At 65.3% G+C, this 17,614-nt stretch carries 16 protein-coding genes and 1 other annotated feature; of the genes, 13 read left to right on the forward strand and 3 right to left on the reverse strand.

The annotated features are described in order from the left end of the window. Positions 1-200 (reverse strand): hypothetical protein (locus ACE3RX_RS03085; RefSeq protein ID WP_374480201.1); only part of this gene is annotated, 200 nt, incomplete at its 3' end. Between ACE3RX_RS03085 and ACE3RX_RS03090 the strand changes: the two genes are divergently transcribed. The 5 genes from ACE3RX_RS03090 (at position 199) to ACE3RX_RS03110 (ending at position 5,935) form a co-directional block, all read left to right on the forward strand. Beyond that, a complete protein-coding gene (locus ACE3RX_RS03090) occupies positions 199-1,581 on the forward strand; it encodes an ethanolamine ammonia-lyase subunit EutB (RefSeq protein WP_374480203.1) in 1,383 nt (460 codons plus the stop codon). The genes ACE3RX_RS03085 and ACE3RX_RS03090 overlap by 2 nt on opposite strands. Positions 1,582-1,596: 15 nt before the next feature. Beyond that, entirely contained in the window at positions 1,597-2,409 is an 813-nt protein-coding gene (eutC, locus tag ACE3RX_RS03095; protein ID WP_374480205.1) for an ethanolamine ammonia-lyase subunit EutC, read from the forward strand. Positions 2,410-2,490: 81 nt separating this feature from the next. Continuing rightward, the gene (locus tag ACE3RX_RS03100) at positions 2,491-3,351 is read left to right on the forward strand and encodes a TorF family putative porin (RefSeq protein ID WP_374480207.1); all 861 of its coding nucleotides are present in this window, start codon (positions 2,491-2,493) and stop codon (positions 3,349-3,351) included. A 392-nt stretch (positions 3,352-3,743) separates the two neighbouring features. Continuing rightward, positions 3,744-4,121, forward strand: coding sequence for a hypothetical protein (locus ACE3RX_RS03105; RefSeq protein WP_374480209.1), 378 nt, complete (start codon positions 3,744-3,746; stop codon positions 4,119-4,121). A 591-nt stretch (positions 4,122-4,712) separates the two neighbouring features. Further along, a protein-coding gene (locus ACE3RX_RS03110) for an IS3 family transposase (protein ID WP_374480211.1) occupies positions 4,713-5,935 on the forward strand; the annotation gives its coding sequence in 2 pieces (ribosomal slippage) (positions 4,713-4,995 and positions 4,995-5,935; 1,224 coding nt in all). Next, positions 4,991-5,107: a sequence feature (AL1L pseudoknot), on the forward strand. It overlaps the preceding gene by 117 nt. Before the next feature lie 36 nt (positions 5,936-5,971). On the opposite strand, the gene ACE3RX_RS03115 is transcribed toward ACE3RX_RS03110, so the two are convergent. Next, on the reverse strand, positions 5,972-6,550 hold the full coding sequence (locus ACE3RX_RS03115; protein ID WP_374480213.1) for a DUF4365 domain-containing protein: 579 nt from the start codon (positions 6,548-6,550) through the stop codon (positions 5,972-5,974). 283 nt (positions 6,551-6,833) lie between these two features. On the opposite strand from ACE3RX_RS03115, the gene ACE3RX_RS03120 reads away from it, so the two are divergent. From ACE3RX_RS03120 to ACE3RX_RS03140, 5 genes are all read left to right on the forward strand, one after another. Further along, complete coding sequence (locus tag ACE3RX_RS03120; protein WP_374480215.1) at positions 6,834-7,427, forward strand: HD family hydrolase; 594 nt, start codon at positions 6,834-6,836, stop codon at positions 7,425-7,427. Between the two features lie 204 nt (positions 7,428-7,631). Further along, positions 7,632-8,204, forward strand: a complete 573-nt coding sequence (locus ACE3RX_RS03125) for a lipocalin family protein (RefSeq protein WP_374480217.1) — start codon at positions 7,632-7,634, stop codon at positions 8,202-8,204. Positions 8,205-8,258: 54 nt separating this feature from the next. Continuing rightward, a complete protein-coding gene (locus tag ACE3RX_RS03130) occupies positions 8,259-8,627 on the forward strand; it encodes a cupin domain-containing protein (RefSeq protein WP_374480219.1) in 369 nt (122 codons plus the stop codon). 248 nt (positions 8,628-8,875) lie between these two features. After that, positions 8,876-10,975 carry a TonB-dependent receptor gene (locus tag ACE3RX_RS03135; RefSeq protein WP_374480221.1) on the forward strand — a complete coding sequence of 700 codons (2,100 nt, stop codon included), beginning with the start codon at positions 8,876-8,878 and terminating at the stop codon, positions 10,973-10,975. Between the two features lie 208 nt (positions 10,976-11,183). Then, on the forward strand, positions 11,184-14,456 hold the full coding sequence (locus ACE3RX_RS03140; RefSeq protein ID WP_374480223.1) for a PAS domain S-box protein: 3,273 nt from the start codon (positions 11,184-11,186) through the stop codon (positions 14,454-14,456). 12 nt (positions 14,457-14,468) lie between these two features. Here ACE3RX_RS03140 and ACE3RX_RS03145 read toward each other — a convergent pair whose 3' ends face one another. Beyond that, positions 14,469-15,074, reverse strand: coding sequence for an isoprenylcysteine carboxylmethyltransferase family protein (locus ACE3RX_RS03145; RefSeq protein WP_374480225.1), 606 nt, complete (start codon positions 15,072-15,074; stop codon positions 14,469-14,471). Positions 15,075-15,173: 99 nt separating this feature from the next. On the opposite strand from ACE3RX_RS03145, the gene ACE3RX_RS03150 reads away from it, so the two are divergent. The 3 genes from ACE3RX_RS03150 (at position 15,174) to ACE3RX_RS03160 (ending at position 17,612) form a co-directional block, all read left to right on the forward strand. Continuing rightward, positions 15,174-15,710 (forward strand): DUF2058 domain-containing protein, encoded by a 537-nt coding sequence (locus ACE3RX_RS03150; protein WP_374480227.1) that lies wholly within the window; start codon positions 15,174-15,176, stop codon positions 15,708-15,710. 137 nt (positions 15,711-15,847) lie between these two features. Then, positions 15,848-17,203 (forward strand): saccharopine dehydrogenase NADP-binding domain-containing protein, encoded by a 1,356-nt coding sequence (locus ACE3RX_RS03155; RefSeq protein WP_374480229.1) that lies wholly within the window; start codon positions 15,848-15,850, stop codon positions 17,201-17,203. Continuing rightward, a complete protein-coding gene (locus ACE3RX_RS03160) occupies positions 17,190-17,612 on the forward strand; it encodes a hypothetical protein (protein WP_374480231.1) in 423 nt (140 codons plus the stop codon). Before ACE3RX_RS03155 ends, ACE3RX_RS03160 begins: the two co-directional genes overlap by 14 nt. Positions 17,613-17,614 lie beyond the last annotated feature (2 nt).

The following is a 17,614-nucleotide window of genomic DNA, read 5'->3' on the forward strand; positions in this document are numbered from 1 at the left end:
TTTGGGGGGCGTTTGTGGGGTTTGTTTTTCGCTGGGGGGTCATTTTTGTTGGGCCGTTTTTGTGTTATGCTTTCCGCGGGGTCTTTTTTTCCCCCCCCCACAGCAGACTCCTCTCCTGACTGCAGGGCAAGCATCCAAAAAAGAAGGACAGCAACGCCCACCCCCTGCCGATGACTCTCATTCAACAACGACACAGCCATGACTTACACCTGCACCCTCGGCCTGCGCCGTTATGCCTTCGGTGATCTGAAGAACCTGCTCGCCAAGGCCAGCCCGCTCCGCTCCGGCGACATGCTGGCCGGCGTGGCGGCGGTCTCGGAAGAGGAGCGCATGGCGGCCCGCATCGCGCTGGCCGACGTGCCCCTCGCACGCTTCCTGCAGGAAGCCGTGGTGCCCTACGAGGAGGATGAGGTCACCCGCCTGATCCTCGACAGCCACGACGCGCTGGCCTTTGCGCCGGTGGCCGGCCTCACGGTCGGCGAGTTGCGCGACTGGCTGCTGTCCGATGCCGCCGACGCGGACAGCCTGCAGGCCCTGGCACCCGGTTTGACGCCCGAGATGGTCGCCGCGGTGAGCAAGCTGATGCGCAACCAGGACTTGATCCTGGTGGCCGCCAAGTGCCGCGTGGTGACGCGCTTCCGCAACACCCTCGGGTTGCCGGGCCGGCTGGCGGTGCGCCTGCAGCCCAACCACCCGACCGACGATCCGAAGGGCATTGCTGCCTCCATGCTCGACGGCCTGCTCTACGGCGTCGGCGACGCGGTGATCGGCATCAACCCGGCCACCGACAGCCTGCCGGCGATCACCACGCTGCTGCGCCTGATCGACGAGTTCCGCGAGCAGTACGACGTGCCGACCCAGAGCTGCGTGCTGACTCACGTCACCAACACCCTCCGTGCCATCGACAAGGGGGCGCCGGTGGACCTGGTGTTCCAGTCCATCGGCGGCACCGAGGCGGTGAACCGCAGCTTCGGCGTTAGCGCCGCGCTGCTCGACGAGGCCAACGCCGCGGCGAGGGCGCTTGGCCGCGGCAGCGTCGGCAACAACGTGATGTACTTCGAGACCGGGCAGGGCAGCGCCCTGTCCGCCAACGCCCACCACGGCGCCGACCAGCAGACCCTCGAAGCCCGTGCCTACGGGCTGGCGCGGCGCTACCAGCCGCTGCTGGTGAACACCGTGGTCGGCTTCATCGGCCCGGAATACCTCTACGACGGCAAGCAGATCATCCGCGCCGGGCTGGAGGACCACTTCTGCGGCAAGCTGCTCGGCCTGCCGATGGGCTGCGACATCTGCTACACCAACCATGCCGAGGCCGACCAGGACGACATGGACACCCTGCTGACCCTGCTCGGCGTGGCCGGTATCAACTTCATCATCGGCGTGCCCGGGGCCGACGACATCATGCTCAACTACCAGAGCACGTCCTTCCACGACGCCCTCTACCTGCGCCGCGTGCTCGACCGCCGCCGCGCGCCGGAATTCGAGGACTGGCTGGAACGCATGGGCATCGCCGACTACCGCGGCGAGCTGCTGCCCCAGGGCGACACCCAACCGCTGCTGGCCCTGGCCGGCCGTCTGTAAGGAGGAGGGCGCATCATGAGCAAACCCGCCATCGTCACCCCCGACCCCTGGCTGCGCCTGCAAAGCTTGACCCGTGCGCGGGTCGCCCTCGGGCGCAGCGGCGTCAGCCTGCCGACCCGCGAGGTGCTGCGCTTCGGCACCGCCCACGCCCAGGCCCGCGACGCGGTGCATCAGGCGCTAGATGTGCCGGCCCTGCAGGGCGAACTGCACGAAGCCGGCTTCAACACCTTCGCCGTGCACAGCCAGGCGGCCGACCGCGGCGTGTATCTGCGCCGCCCCGACTGGGGCCGTCGCCTCGCGCCGGACAGCGCGGACGCCCTGGCAAAGCAGGCACCTTCCCTGTGGCCGGCGGCGCCCAAGCTGGCCATCGTGGTGGCCGACGGCTTGTCGTCGCTGGCCACCCGCAGCCATGCGCAGCCCTTGCTGGAGGCGCTGGTGCCGTACTTTCCCGAGCTGTACCGCCTGCCAGTGGTGGTGGCGACCCAGGCCCGCGTCGCGCTCGGCGACGAGATCGGCCACATCCTCGGCGCCGAACAGGTGGTGGTGATGATCGGTGAGCGGCCGGGCCTGTCGTCGCCGGACAGCCTCGGCCTCTACCTCACCGCCCAGCCGCGCCCCGGCCTCACCGACGCCAACCGCAACTGCATCTCCAACGTGCGGCCGGAAGGGCTGCCCTACGCGGAAGCGGCCCGCAAGCTGGCTTTCCTGATCGCCGGCGCGCGCCGCCTCGGCCGCAGCGGCGTGGACCTGAAGGACGACAGCGACAGCCACGCGCTGCTTCCCGATGCCGCCGACCCGTCCGTGCTGGAGGCCACGCCGCCCGCCTGAATCCCCGAGCAGCCCCACGCCGGGGCTGTGCCCAACCGTGTTTTGCCTTACCCCCTATTGGTTCACTTCAAGGAGATCGTCATGCCCGCAGCAACCCATCGCGCCCTGCGCACTGCGCTTCCCCTCGCCCTCGCGGGCGCCTGCCTCGCCACCGCCCTGCCCGCCGCGGCGGCGGAGGGCGAGTCTGCCTGGACCGTGCCGGTCAGCGTCAGCTTCGTCAGCGACTACATCTTCCGCGGCCAGTCCCAGAGCTGGGGCAAGCCGGCCCTGCAGTTCAGCGTCGAGGCCGACCACGCCTCCGGCGCCTACGCCGGCTTCGCCGCCTCCAACGTGTCCGACCACTGGCTGCCCGGTGCGGCGGTGGAGATGGATTTCTACGGCGGCTTCCGCGGCAAGGTCACGGAGGCGGTCGGCTACGACGTCGGCCTGATCTACTACACCTACCCCGGCGCCAACTGGCACGACTCCGCCTTCGACGGCTACAACCGCTCCAACAGCCTCAACACCGCCGAGGCCTATGTGTCGGTGAGCTACGACTGGCTCAGCTTCAAGACCGGCCGCACCCTCACCGAATACTTCGGCTGGAGCACCAACAACTCCCCGGTGAACGGCGGCTTCTACGGCGACGCCAACGCCGGCGTCACCGGCAGCACCCGCGGCTCCTACTTCTACGAACTGAATGCCGCCCGCGACGTGGCCGAGGGCTGGAACCTCAGCGGCCAGATCGGCCGCCAGGTCGTCGCCAACTCCACCGGCCTCGACATCAGCTACTACAAGCTCGGCATCACCCGCAGCCTGCCCGACGGCTGGAGTGCCGGCGCCTTCTACTCCGCCTCCAGCGAGCCGAATGCCTACAAGCACTTCCTCAGCCTGAGCGACACCACCTCGTACTCCGACATCGCCAAGAAAAAGTTCTTCGTCAGCATCGCAAAGTCCTTCTAACAGGCGTGCGAGTTGAGCGTGCACACGTGCACGCTCAACGTGCACCGCTGTGAGATCAACGTGCACGGGTGCACGATCAACTCTGAGCTGTGCACGCTCAACATTGGCGCGTGCACGATGAACGTCGGACGGGGCACGTTGATCGTGCACGCGTGCACGATCAGCTACGCGCCGTGCACGTAGAACGCGCAGCGCTGCAGCATCAACATTGGGGCGCCGAAGGTCTTCTTCGGCGCCCCAATGTTCATCTGTGGGCCGGCAGCATGGAGCCCGCAGCCGGCCACGCAGGGACTGGTCGAAAAATCTGGATGGCATGGTTCACGTCGATGTAATGCGAATGTAATATCGCGCGGCTCCACTCCGCTTCTTCGCATTCATCGACAGGAGAATCCATGGCGACCGTTCTGAACACCCGCATTCCCCCGCAAACCCTCCAGGCAGACATCGAAGCCTTCGTCGGCCTCAAGGCCATCCCCAACTACACCCCGGTCAACCCGGCCTATTCCTTCGACGCCGTCAGCCAACTGCACGACGCGCTGCGCAAGGCCCAGGAAACCGAGATCCACGCCCAGAACGCCCTCGCCGCCGCCCGCGACGCGCTGAGCGCCATCGAACGCGAATTCCACGACGCCATCCTCGGCGTCAAAAGCCAGGTCAAAGCCCAGTTCGGCCCCGACTCCGATCAGGTGGCGGTGCTGGGACTGAAAAAGAAGTCCGACCGACGCAGATCCCAGACCAGGGCCAGCAAGGAGGAAGTCGGCGCGGCGTGAGGTTTGGTTTTTGTGTAGCGCTCAGTGAATGAAGAAAGGCCCGGCGGATTGCCGGGCCTTTTTGATTGTTAGGCGAGGCCTGTGCGGTCTTTGCTGCCGGCGGAGGGGGTGCAACATCAGTTGGCTACCCAAACCGGGGTGACACACTTTAAGCCAAGCTTGCAGCCCATTCGTTCAGGGCGGTTGGCAGGAACCACTCGCGCCATACATCCTCGTAGAGCTGTGGCAGCAACGCAAGAGAGCGCCATAGCTCTAGCACTTCGGCCCGCTTACGGGCGGGCTGCTCCTTTCCGAGAAATGCAGTCAATATTGCATTGTCTGGTCGGGAGTCATGGGGCGAACCTTCAGCGAGGAATCGGCGGAGGCCTTTGGCATGGTGTTGAATTAGGCAGCACATCTCTGTGTCGTCCCAGAAGTCATAGCTCGCAATTCGCTCTCCAAAGTACCGAGCGAGTTCTTCCCAGTTATTATCTGAGGCCGCTTGTAGCTCGTCGAATTGGTAGATGAATCGTTGAAAGGCTGCAAGCAGCTTTGCTCGCTTTGAATCGCCCCGGGTTTCGCGGAGGCTCCCACTCTTGAGATGATGGAGCCATGAAGAAGACAACGAAATACGCCCCGGAAGTGCGCGAGCGTTCAGTGCGGATGGTGTTCGAGCAGCGCGGCGAGCACCCGTCGCAATGGGCAGCGATCCAGTCGATTGCGGCGAAGATTGGCTGTACCGCCCAGACACTGCATGCCTGGGTTCGGCAGCATGAGCGGGACACCGGCCAGCGGGACGGGGTCAGCAGTGCCGAGACGGCGCGCATCAAGGAACTGGAGCGGGAGGTTCGGGAGTTGAAGCGGGCCAACGAGATCCTGCGCCTGGCCAGTGCGTATTTCGCGCAGGCGGAGCTCGACCGCCGCAACAAGTGACCCACGACTTCATCGACATGCACCGGGACCGCCTTGGGGTCGAGCCGATCTGCAAGGTCTTGCAGATCGCCCCGTCGGCGTATCGACGCCGGGTGGCACGCCGGCGCAACCCAGATCTGCGTAGCGCCCGGGCACTACGCGACGAACGCTTGATCAGGGATATCCAGCGGGTCTGGCAAGCCAACCTGCGGGTGTATGGCGTGCGCAAGGTGTGGCGACAGTTGCAGCGCGAAGGCATCGAGGTGGCCCGCTGCACGGTCGAGCGGCTGATGCGCGTCGAGGGGCTCGCCGGCGTCCGGCGCGGGCGGGCCGTCCGCACGACGCGCGGCGATCCCGCCGCGCCTTGCCCGCTGGATCGGGTCAAGCGGCAGTTTGTGGCCGAACGCCCGAATCAGCTCTGGGTCAGCGACTTCACCTATGTCTCGACCTGGCAGGGGTTCGTGTACGTCGCCTTCGTCATCGATGTGTTTGCCCGTTACGTCGTCGGTTGGCGCGTCAGCCGCTCCATGCATACCGAGTTCGTGCTGGACGCACTGGAGCAGGCCTTGTGGGCACGCCAGCCCCAGCGCGATGCCCTGATCCACCATTCGGACAGAGGGGCCCAATACGTGTCCATCCGCTACACCGAACGGCTCGCCGAAGCGGGCATTGCAACATCGGTCGGCAGCAAGGGGGACAGCTACGACAACGCCTTGGCAGAGACGATCAACGGACTCTACAAAGCGGAGTTGATCCATCGTCGCGGGCCCTGGAAGAACGCTGAAGCGGTGGAGTTGGCAACCCTTGAGTGGGTGGCCTGGTTCAACCATCATCGGCTACTCGCGCCCATTGGCTACGTGCCGCCGGCAGAAGCTGAGGCAAACTATTACCGCAGTCAAACCGGTCAGGCTGTCATGGCCTGACTAAAACCAAATGGCCTCCGCGAAACCCGGGGCGATTCACCTTCCGTACCAGCGCAACGCCGTAGTTCCTTGCATGCTGCCGATCTCATTGGCTACGGGAACGTGCACTGTCCGGTGCTCTTTGGTTCCGTAGTCGCAGTGTCTCGGAATCAGAATCTTGTCGATGTAATCGTTTAGGCAGACAAAAGAGCAGCGGCGGGCCTTTAGGTCCGCGATAACCAACAGGACCGGAACGCCAATGCCCATTCGCTCAATGGTCATCAACTCCGGCGTCTCAAGCGAAAACCGATAAGTGTCGAGCGTTCCAACCTTCTCTTCTCGGTCGAGCCGTTCGCGCCCCTTCTCGACATTGTTGCGGCTGTAGATGTCGAGCGGTTTGATCTCTGGGTCGTCAACGCTCTTGAGCTGCACGAAGATGTGTTCGCCCAGCGTTTCATGCATCGGCCGTTTACCCGCCACTGATTTCAAGGTTTTGAACACCTCAATACTGAAGTCTAAGCCGTAATCGGGGCGGTACTCCCGAAGAATCCATGTCCGCGGCAGTCGCTCGCGCAAGAGCTGTTGGCCCTCTTGGTCGATGATGTGCTGATCGGGTCTTCTTTTGGCGGTACGCATGAACGTAGCTTAACTTCCGGCTGACATGCGGCGCTAGGGTATCGACCGACTGATACTACTGCTGGAAATAGTCGTTTAGCACCATTCGGTGACCGACTGTTCATGGCCGGCTGTGTGGTCAAGCCGCTCGTAAACGGTGGTCTGTAGAAGCTACCGCTGGCCGTCTTCCTTTCTCAAGCGCTAGAGCGCATAGGACTGGCTTTGGGAGGCGCCCGTGACCGGGGCGTTGGCGCCGCTCTGCTAGACTCGCTCATCCCCCCAGTCTCACAGAAAGCACCGTATCGTGACTCTCCCCGACCTGGAACGCCAACTGGCTTTCCTCAAGGAAATCGACCGCCTCAAGAGCATCGTGCGCTTGTCGCCGCTGATCGACCGTTCGCGCCGTGAGAACAGCGCCGAGCATTCGTGGCATCTGGCGATGTACGCGTTGGTGCTCGCCGAGCATGCGGCAGGGACGGTCGATGTGCAGCGGGTTGTGAAGATGCTGCTGATCCACGACATCGTGGAGATCGACGCCGGGGATGTGCCGTTTCACGTGCCGGCGACGCATGCCGGGCAGGACGAGCGCGAGCGGCTGGCTGCAGAGCGTCTGTTCGGTCTGTTGCCGGAGGCGCAGGCGGTCGAGTTCCGGGAGCTGTGGTTCGAGTTCGAGGGGGCGGAGAGCGACGATGCGAAGTTCGCGAAGGCGCTCGACCGGTTCCAGCCGATGCTGCACAACGCGGCGACGGATGGCGGGACGTGGGTGGAGTGCGAGGTGACGCTGGAGCAGGTCAAGTCGCGCTGCCAGCCGCCGATCGAACGCGGCGCCCCTGCCTTGTGGGAGGCCGCGCTCGGGATGGCCGAAGCGCATTACCGCAAGGGTACGTCCGGGGATTGAGTTGCCCGGCGCGCGCCGGCGACGTTGTGATCGTAGGCGACCTGGTGAGGGATATTGCAGCCGGCGGCCGAGGGGCGTCTGAAGCAGGCCGCGGACCCTACGCTCGCACACCGGCCGCAACCCTGTGCTGCCCATCCGGAGAGGGGGAACCGATTGCCTCCCGGCCGGTCTGGGTGATGCCACTCCAATGACTATTCTATAGCCATGATGAAGAAGAACCTGCTTGCCTTGCTGTGCTGCCTGGGCGCCATGAGCGCCGCTACTGAAAATGCCGTTGCGGCCGATGGCGCTCCGCCGGCCCCTGCCGCCTTGAATGCGATTCCCTCATTGGACGTACCCCGCTACATGGGAACCTGGTACGAGATCGCCAGGTTTCCCAACTGGTTCCAGCGCAAATGCACGGGGGACTCGAAGGCGGAATACAGCCTCCGCCAGGACGGGATGGTGCAAGTGATCAACCGTTGCCGCACCGAAGGCGGCGCGATGATGGAGGCCGTCGGCACGGCGAGGCAGATTGGCCCTACGACCTCGGCTAAGCTGGAGGTACGCTTTGCGCCGGCCTGGCTGTCGTTCCTGCCCTTCGTCTGGGGGGATTACTGGGTCATCGACCTCGATGAGGGTTACCAGCTGGTGGCGGTGAGCGAACCGCGCAGGGAGTACCTGTGGATTCTTGCCAGAACGCCGCAGGTCGCCCGTGAGGACTATGCAAGGCTGTTGGCAAGGTTGGAGCAGAAAGGGTTCGATCTCGGCCGGCTGGAGCGGACCGGCCCGGATTGATGGAGCGCGCGCGGCGGCGTGCCGGGCGTGTTGATGGATGAGCGGAGGTCGATGATGTCGGTGTTTCGCAAAGAGCAGAACCAGGTCCATAGCATGGTGGGCAACCACATCGCCGGCGTGGCCACGCCGACGAGCGGCGCGCAGCAGGTGGAGGTATGGCACGGGCGCATGGATGCCGATGCGGCGACGCCGCCCCACTGCCACACCACCGAGGAGGTGGTGGTGTTCCTCAAGGGCAGTGGGCGGGCGACGGTGGGCGAGCGTGAACTGCGCTACCAGGCCGGGGACACGCTGATCCTGCCCGCGGGGCAGGTGCACCAGATCTTCGCGGAGACCGACAGCGAGTTTGTCGGCGCCATGCCCATCGGCGGCGTGGTGACCCTGCCGGATGGCACTGTAATGGATCTGCCCTGGCGCAAATAGGTGCGCCACGCCGGGGATAGGCCCGGCGTTTCTGCCTGCACACTGGTAAGCGGCTTTCCAAAGCGGGCGCCGGATGGGCGCGTGCTTGATCGAATCCGCTGCGCGAAGGGCGTGAATGCCCCATGGACGCCGTCGCGTGGCCGTTGGCACGATAGTTGTATGATCAATCTCAGTATCTTCATACATCTATGCGAGGCGTGGTGCGCGGCGACGTTCGCTGCGGCAGCCTGCCAACGATTTCCTCCCTGATGAAGGCCGCCAGACCCACCGTACAAGACCGTTTCACGCAACTACTCTTCGCCGCGACCAGCTGCTGGGCGGCCGTGGCCCACGGGGGCGGCATCCAGACGCTGGAGGTCGTCGAGGTGACGGGCAGTGAATCCCATGACCTGGTCGGCGTGGCGAGCGCGGCGTCCGAAGGCAATGTGACGGCCCGGCAGCTCGCCAACCGGCCGCTGCTGCGCCCGGCCGAGGTGTTGGAGGTCGTACCGGGGCTGATCGTGTCCCAGCACAGTGGCGACGGCAAGGCCAACCAGTACTACCTGCGCGGCTTCAACCTCGACCACGGCACGGACTTCGCCACCAGCCTGATGGGCGTGCCGGTGAACATGCCGACCCATGCCCACGGGCAGGGGTATTCGGACCTGCAGTTCCTGATTCCCGAACTGGTGGACAGCATGCAGTACCGCAAGGGGCCTTATGCGGCGGAAGCCGGGGACTTTGCGTCGGCGGGCGCCGCCTCCATCGACTATGTGCGCACGCTGGCGCAGGACTTTGCCGAGCTGTCGGTCGGCTCCCGGAGCTACCGCCGCGCGCTGCTGGCCGGCTCTTCGGACGTGGCTGACGGACGCCTGCTGTATGCCCTCGAATGGAGCGGCAACAAGGGCCCGTGGTCGATGCCGGAGAACCTCGACAAGCTGAATGGGCTGCTGCGCTATTCGCAAGGGACGCGCGCCAACGGTTGGTCGGTGGCGGCGATGGCCTACACCGCCAAGTGGGCGGCCACAGACCAGGTGCCGCTGCGGGCGGTGGAGGCCGGCTTGATCTCCCGCTATGGCAACCTGGACGCCAGCGATGGCGGCCGGACCCATCGCTACAGTTTGTCCGGCGAGTGGTCGCGCAAGGACGAGCGCGGCTGGCTGCGTGGCAATGTGTATGCGATGGATTACGGCCTCAATCTGTGGTCCAACTTCACTTATTGCACGCTTGGCTGCGATCCGGGGCCCGGCGACCAGTTCGAGCAGGAGGACCGGCGCCAGGTGTATGGCTTCAACCTGGCGCAAACTTGGTACGGCGACTGGCTGGCCCAGGGCACGGACTTCACGCTAGGGCTGCAGTCCCGCCTCGACGACATCGGCAAACTGGGCCTTTACACGACGACCGCCCGCCAGCGCTGGGGCACGGTGGCGCAGGACCGCGTGCGGGAAAGGAGCATCAGCTTCTACGCGGAGAGCCAGGTGCAGTGGCTGGACTGGCTGCGCAGCAGCGTGGGCTGGCGCAAGGACTTCTACCGCTTCGACGTTAGCGCGGATACGCCGGCCAATTCCGGCAAGGTGGACGCCAGCATCGGCAGCCCCAAGCTGTCGCTGATCTTCGGGCCGTGGCACAAGACCGAGTACTACCTGAACATGGGCTACGGCTTTCACAGCAATGACGCCCGCGGCATCGCCGTGAAGACCAATCCGGATTTCCGTGATGCGGGCTTTGGCACGCCGGTGGAAGGTTCCACGCCCCTGGTGCGCACCAAGGGTTACGAAGTGGGCGTGCGCAGCGCGCTGATCCCCGGCCTGCAGACCTCCCTGTCCCTGTGGCAGCTGGATATCGCCTCGGAGCTGGTGTTTTCCGGCGATGCCGGTACGACGGAGCCGAGCTTTCCGAGCAAGCGGACGGGGATCGAGTGGGCCAACTACTGGATGCCGAACCCGGCGACCATCGTGGATGCGGACCTGTCGATCTCGAAGGCACGCTACACGCGGGTGGACGACAGCGTGCCGGGCGACCATGTCCCCGGCGCGATCCGCAAGGTGGCGTCGGTGGGGGTGAGCTACGACGCCGGCGGCAAGTGGTCGGGCGGGGCGCGCTTGCGCTACTTCGGCCCGCGCCCGCTGATTGAGGACGATTCGGTGCGCTCCAAGGGCTCGACGCTGGTCAATCTGCGCGCCGGCTACCGGATCGACGCCCGCATGAAGCTGTTCCTCGATGTGCTCAATGCCTTCAACCGCAAGGTCAGCGACATCGACTACTACTACGCTTCGCAGCTCAGCGGCGAGGGGGCTGCGGTGAACGACATCCACACCCATCCGTCCGAACCGCGCAGCCTGCGGCTGTCGCTGCGGATCGGCTTCTGAAGCGGAGGCATTTCCGGCGCCCAGGGTGGCGATGGTCGCCATGAAAGCCAGTGTGATCCACTAGGATTGTGCGCGGGATTTCATCTTGACGTGCCGCCGCTGGCGGCCGAAGAATGCATCCACCGTCGAAGTGACCGGGCGAGTCCGTCCGCTCTCGCCGCACGTTCATTCCGCCGCCTGCTGGACATGTCTGAATAGGTCAGTACCCATGAAATTTTCCGAGCTTGTGGACGTCCAGCAGCTGAAAACCCTGTGCGAGAGCTTCACTGCGGTGACCGGCGCGGTGACCGCCATTCTCGAGCTCGATGGGGAAGTGCTGGTGGCGACCGGCTGGCAGGACGTGTGTACCCGCTTTCATCGCTGCAATTCAGGCACCGCCCGCCGTTGCCTCGAAAGCGACACGATCCTGGCGAGCAAGCTGAAGGAGGGCGAGGCCTACAACGTCTACAACTGCAAGAACGGTCTGGTGGATGTGGCGGTGCCGATCACCGTTGATGGCGAGCACGTCGCCAACCTGTTCACCGGCCAGTTCTTCTTTTCCGATCCGGACCTGCCGTATTTCATCCGCCAGGCTCAGGAGTTCGGCTTCGAGGAAGCGGCCTATCTCGACGCGTTGAAGAGAGCCCCGGTCTTTTCCCGCGAAAAGGTGCAGTCGATCATGGCCTTTCTCACCGACCTGGCCAAGGTCATGGGGGAGATGGGGCTCACCCGCCTGCGGATGCTGGAAGCCAACCGGGCGCTGCAAAGCGCGGCAGCGATCGTCAATTCGTCCGAGGACGCGATCCTGGGCAAGACGCTGGACGGCATCATCACCAACTGGAATCCGGCGGCCGAAAAAATCTTCGGCTACACGGCGGCGGAGGCGCTGGGGCAGCCTACCCACATGCTGTATCCGCCGGATCTGCGGGACGAGGCCGCGGGCACGCTGCTGCGCATCGGTGCCGGCGAAACTGTGACCAATCATGAGACGCGGAGACTCCGCAAGGATGGGACCACCCTCCACGCTTCGGTCACGATCTCGCCGATCCGTGATGTTGCGGGGGCGGTCATCGGCGCCTCGACGATCGCCCGCGACATTACGGCTGAGGTGATGGCCAGGCGGGAACTGTCGAACGAGCGCAGCTTTTTGAGCACCCTGATCAAGACGTTGCCCGATCTGGTCTGGCTGAAGGATCCGGACGGGGTCTATCTCCGCTGCAATCAGCGCTTCGAGCAGTTTTGCGGCGCACCGGAAAAGGACATCGTCGGCAAGACCGATTACGACTTCGTCGGCCACAAGCTGGCGGATTTCTTCCGCGAGCAAGACCGGGTGGCGATGGAGAGAAATGGCCCGAGCGTCAATGAGGAGGAGATCACCTTCGCCTCCGACGGACATCGGGAAATCCTCGAAACCACCAAGATCCCGATGCGGGACGAGCAGGGCGGCCTGATTGGCGTGCTGGGCATCGGGCATGACATCACCCGGCGCAAGTTGTCGCAGCTGGCGCTGGAGAATAGCGAGAAGCAGTTGCGCTTCGTACTGGAGGGGTCGGGGCTGGGTTTCTGGGACTGGGATCTGGCGGCTGGAACGGTCGAGCGGAACAGCCAGTGGGCGGTGATGCTGGGTTATACCCACGAGGAGATCCAGCATACGACCCAGCAATGGACGGATTTCATCCATCCCGAGGATCGGGAGCGGGCCTGGCGTTCCATCGACGCCGTTCTCAAGGGCCAGTCCGAGATCCACAAGCTCGAGTACCGGATGCTCCACAAGGACGGCAGCATCCGATGGATTCTCGACCAGGCCAGCGTGATGCAGCGCGATGGGGAAGGGCGGCCGCTGCGCATGTGCGGTACGCACACCGACGTCACCCCGCGCAAGGAGGCGGAGGCCATCCTCGAGCAGCGGGAGGCCCGCTATCGCCACCTGGTGGAAAGCCTGCCGGACATTGCATACACCTATTCCGCGCAGCGCGGGGGTATCTACTATTCGCCGCGGGTCGTGGATGTGTTCGGCCATTCGATGGACTACCTGCTGGGCCATCCCTTCGTGTGGGCCGAGTCGATTCACCCGGAGGACCAGCCGGCGGTCAGGGACGCGATAGTCCGGCTGCTGGCCGACCAGACGCCGTTCAGACTCGAGTACCGCATCCGGGACAGGGAGGGACGCTGGCGCTGGCTTTTCGACCGCTCCATTGGGCTCCGGCGGGAGGGGGACGACACCCTCATCGAGGGCCTGGCGATGGATATCACGGCGACCAAGGAGATCCAGGACGAGCTGGCGGAACACCGCAACCACCTCGAACGCCTCGTCGAGGAGCGGACGCTCGAATTGACGCTGGCCAAGAACCAGGCGGAGACCGCCAACATCGCCAAGAGCGCCTTCCTGGCCAACATGAGCCACGAGATCAGGACGCCGCTCAACGCCATCATCGGCATGGCGCACATCCTGCGCCGCAGCGGTGCGACGCCCCTGCAGGCGAGCAAGCTCGACAAGATCGAGGCGGCGGGGGAGCACCTGCTGGAGACCGTCAATACCGTCCTCGACCTGTCCAAGATCGAGGCTGGGAAGTTCCTGCTGGACGAGCGCCCGTTGTGTGTCGATGAGCTGGTGGACAACGTTTGCGACATGGTGAGCGGGAAGCTCAGGGCCAAGGGACTGAGCCTTGCCACCGAGATCGAAGCGATGCCCCGCCACCTGCTTGGGGATCGCACCCGCCTGCAGCAGGCCCTGCTCAACTACTTGGGCAATGCCGCGAAGTTCACCGAGACGGGGGGCGTCACCCTTGGCGTCCGCGTCGTCGATGATGCGGCGGAGCACAGCCTGCTGCGCTTCGAGGTCAGCGACACCGGTGCCGGCATCGCGCCGGATGTGATCCCGCGCCTGTTTTCGGCGTTCGAGCAGGCTGACAATTCCATCTCGCGCAAATACGGTGGGACCGGGCTGGGGCTGGCGATCACCCGGCGCGTGATCGCGCTGATGGGCGGTGAGACCGGCGTGAGCAGCGTGCTGGGGGAGGGGAGTACGTTCTGGCTGACGGTGCGCCTGCGCAAGCGTGTCGATGCGCCGGGTGAGCCTGAGGCCGATGCCACCAACGACTCCGAGACGATCCTGCGGCGGGACTTTGCCGGCATGCGCATCCTGCTGGCCGAGGATGATCCGACCAACCGGGAAGTTGCGCTGTCGATGCTGGAAGACGTCGGCTTGCGCGCCGACGTGGCCGAGGACGGTGCGCAAGCCCTGGATCGGGTGAGCAGGAACGACTACGCGCTGGTCCTGATGGACATGCAGATGCCGGCAATGGACGGCCTCGAGGCTACCCGGCGCATCCGGCAGTTGCCGGAGAAACGCACGCTGCCCATCCTCGCCCTGACCGCCAATGCCTTTGCTGAAGACCAGGCCCGCTGTGCCGAGGCCGGCATGGACGGTTTCATCGCCAAGCCGGTGGATCCGGAAACCCTGTTTGCAACCCTGCTGGTGTGGTTGCGGAAAGCGGCCTGACGGACGGCGGTTTCAGTTCTCCTCGAGGGCCTGGGCTTCGAGCCGGCGGCGGGCGGCTTCGTCCAGTGCTCGCCCGCGCCAGGGAATTAGGCCCGGCACGATGCGGCGATAGGCCGCGTACGAGCCGGGATGGCGGCGCAGGATGCGCTTCTCCTCGAGGCGGCTGCCGATCACCAGATAGGCGCTGATGCACAGCGCGGAGACCAGCCAGGGCGCGCTCATCTGCCGCGTCCAGATGAACACCAGCATCAGGAAGTACCACGGGTGCCGGACCCGGCAGTGCCATGGGCTGAAGGTCAGCGGCCAGGTTTCCTGGCGCAGGCCGAGGAAGGCCGACATCGAATAGAACTTTAGCGTGTGGATGAAACCCAGCACGGCGGCGGCGCCAAGGCCATGGCGGAGCCAGGCGGGCTCGTCGAACAGCGGCGTGGCGGGCAGGCTGGCGAGGATTGCCAGCGGCGCGGCTACCGTGACGACGGCAAGGACGTTGAAGGCGAGCCGGGCGTGGCGGCCGAAAAGGCGCTCGAGGGTCGTGCCGGCAAGCAGGCTGTGGAGTGCGCCGAACAGCAGCCAGCCGACGGCGAGGAGCAGCAGGTGGGGCAGGTCTGAATCACTCATGGGCGAATGGTGCATGAGATTGCGTGGCGCTGAGCATGCAGGGGCTGGCGGCGACGACTTTTTGTTATGCTGCCGCTCTCTTTTTACGGAGTGGCGCAGATGGCGTCTTTGCAGGAACAGTTCTTGAAAGCCGGCCTGGTGGACAAGAAGAAGGCCAAACAGATGCACCAGGACAAGGCCCGGCAGCAGAAGATCGAGCGGCGTACCGGCACCGAGAGCGTTGATGAGGCCCGCGTGGCGGCCCAGGAGGCCCAGCGCAAGAACGCCGAGCGGGCCCGCGAGCTCAATGCCCAGCGCGATGCGGCGGCCACCCAGAAGGCGATTGCCGCGCAGATCGCCCAAATGGTGCAGCAGAACCGCCAGCAAAAGGGCGGCGGCGACATCGCCTACAACTTCACCCACGACAACAAGATCAAGCGCTTGTATGTGTCGGCCAAGGTGCGCGACCACATCGTCGCCGGGCATCTGGTGATCATCTGCCGCGGCGATGTGACCGAGCTGGTGCCGAAGATCATCGCCGACAAGATCGCCGAGCGCGATCCGTCCATCGTCGTGCAGATCAAGCGGGCCACCATCGAAGTGGACGAGGACGATCCGTATGCCGACTTCAAGGTGCCGGACGACCTGATGTGGTGATGCCACGGGCCGCTGCCCGGGCGACCTAACGCTCCGGTCGGTGCTCTTCCGCCGCCGTCGATGACGCCGGCTGCGGCGTGCGGAGACTGCGGCGGCGCTCACGCTATAATCTCCTCGTCATTTTTTCGGGCGCTGCGGTGCGTATCCTCTTGATCGGCTTCGGTAGTGTCGGGCAGGCGCTGCTGCCATTGTTGCTGCGGCACTCCGGGCTGCCGGCGTCGAACATCGCGGCGATTGCCGCGGATGCGTGCGGCCGGCCGGTGGCCGAGCGTTTCGGTATCCGCCTCGAAAGACGGCCAATCACGCCCGATAATCATCGCAACGTCCTGCAAGGCCGTCTGCAGCCGGGCGATGTGCTGATCAACGTCGCCGTCGAGGTATCGTCGCTGGCGCTGATCGCCTGGTGCCGCGAGCACGGGGTGCTCTATCTCGATACCTGTGTCGAGCCCTGGGCCGGTGGCTATGCGGCTGCCGACGGCAGCTCCACCAATCACTTGCTGCGCCGCGCCGCGCTGGCCCTGCACGAACCCGGGGCGCCAACGGCGGTGATCGCGCACGGGGCCAATCCGGGGCTGATCAGTCATCTGGCGAAGGAGGGGTTGGCGGCGCTCGCCGCAGCCCGTGGCGTCCCGCTGGAGAGCCGTATTTCATGGGCGCAGATGGCTTGCGCGCTGGGCGTCCGGGTGGTCCAGGTCGCCGAGCGGGACAGCCAGGTCTCCCGCCTCGCCTTGCCGGCCGGGGAGTTTCACAACACCTGGTCGGTGGATGGCTTTTTGTCCGAGGCCTGGCAGTGCGCCGAGCTCGGCTGGGGCAGCCACGAGCCGGCCCTGCCGGACGACGCGTACCGCCAGGAGGGTGAGCCCGGTGCAATCTATCTCGACGGCCATGGAGCCGAGGTCAGGGTGAAGTCCTGGGTGCCGTGCTGCGGCGAGCAGGAGGCCCGCCTGATCACCCATCACGAAGCGCTGTCTCTGGCCGCCTTGCTGACTCTGCGGGACGCCGCCGGCGGGCTCGTCCATCGTCCCACCGTCTATTACGCCTATCGGCCGAGCCCGGCGGCGCAGCGCTCCCTGGAGGGCTGGATCGCCGGCGGTTTTCAGCCGCCGCGCCACGGGCGGGTACTGGGGGACGAGCTGGTGGACGGTTTCGACCAGCTGGGCGTGCTGTTCGTCTTCGATGGCGGGGCCTACTGGTATGGCTCGACCCTGTCGCTCCATGAGGCCCGCGCGCTGGCACCCCATAACACGGCGACGTCCCTGCAGGTGGTGGCCGGGATCCTCGGCGCGCTCGACTGGATGCTGGCCAACCCGCGGGCTGGCGTGGTGGAGGCCGAGGAGATGGATCATGCACGGGTTCTGGCGGTGGCCCGTCCGTACCTGGGAGCAGTGTCGGGCGTGGCGACGGACTGGCAGCCGGGGCCGGGGGGCGATCTGTCCTTCAAGAATTTCAGACTGTCGTCGGTGACGAGGAAACGCGAATTTGAAACGCTCTAGGAAGATTCCCCTGCTGGTGATTGGCACTGCAGGGCTGATTGCCGGCTGCGATGGCGGTGGCGATGTGCAGGAGATCCGGCAGGATTTCTACGCCAGCCGGGAGGCCTGCGAGAAGGACTGGGGGCTGGATCCCCGCAACTGCCATGACGAAGGTGGCAGCAGCGGAGGCGGCAGTGGCCATGGCAGCAGTTCGGGTTCCCGCAGCAGCTCGACCTATGCGGGGCCGCGTTACTACTGGGATCGCTCGGCGGGACATCCAGTCGCCGTCTCGCCCTCGGGGGACGCGCGGGTCGTCAGCGACTCCTACCTCAGTCGCGGCGCGCAGTCGGCCGCCCGTGGCACGACGGTCAGCTCGGTGAGCCGCGGCGGCTTCGGTAGCTCCGCCCACGGTTTCTCGGCGGGGGGCTGACG

It is taken from the genome of Zoogloea sp., assembly GCF_041914405.1.
Taxonomy (GTDB): Bacteria; Pseudomonadota; Gammaproteobacteria; order Burkholderiales; family Rhodocyclaceae; genus Zoogloea.

Coding starts and splice junctions, on each gene's coding strand:
- ACE3RX_RS03090 (WP_374480203.1), top strand. CDS start 199: ATGACTTACACCTGCACCCTCGGCCTGCGCCGTTATGCCTTCGGTGAT.
- eutC (WP_374480205.1), top strand. CDS start 1,597: ATGAGCAAACCCGCCATCGTCACCCCCGACCCCTGGCTGCGCCTGCAA.
- ACE3RX_RS03100 (WP_374480207.1), top strand. CDS start 2,491: ATGCCCGCAGCAACCCATCGCGCCCTGCGCACTGCGCTTCCCCTCGCC.
- ACE3RX_RS03105 (WP_374480209.1), top strand. CDS start 3,744: ATGGCGACCGTTCTGAACACCCGCATTCCCCCGCAAACCCTCCAGGCA.
- ACE3RX_RS03115 (WP_374480213.1), bottom strand. CDS start 6,550: ATGCGTACCGCCAAAAGAAGACCCGATCAGCACATCATCGACCAAGAG.
- ACE3RX_RS03125 (WP_374480217.1), top strand. CDS start 7,632: ATGATGAAGAAGAACCTGCTTGCCTTGCTGTGCTGCCTGGGCGCCATG.
- ACE3RX_RS03130 (WP_374480219.1), top strand. CDS start 8,259: ATGTCGGTGTTTCGCAAAGAGCAGAACCAGGTCCATAGCATGGTGGGC.
- ACE3RX_RS03135 (WP_374480221.1), top strand. CDS start 8,876: ATGAAGGCCGCCAGACCCACCGTACAAGACCGTTTCACGCAACTACTC.
- ACE3RX_RS03140 (WP_374480223.1), top strand. CDS start 11,184: ATGAAATTTTCCGAGCTTGTGGACGTCCAGCAGCTGAAAACCCTGTGC.
- ACE3RX_RS03145 (WP_374480225.1), bottom strand. CDS start 15,074: ATGAGTGATTCAGACCTGCCCCACCTGCTGCTCCTCGCCGTCGGCTGG.
- ACE3RX_RS03150 (WP_374480227.1), top strand. CDS start 15,174: ATGGCGTCTTTGCAGGAACAGTTCTTGAAAGCCGGCCTGGTGGACAAG.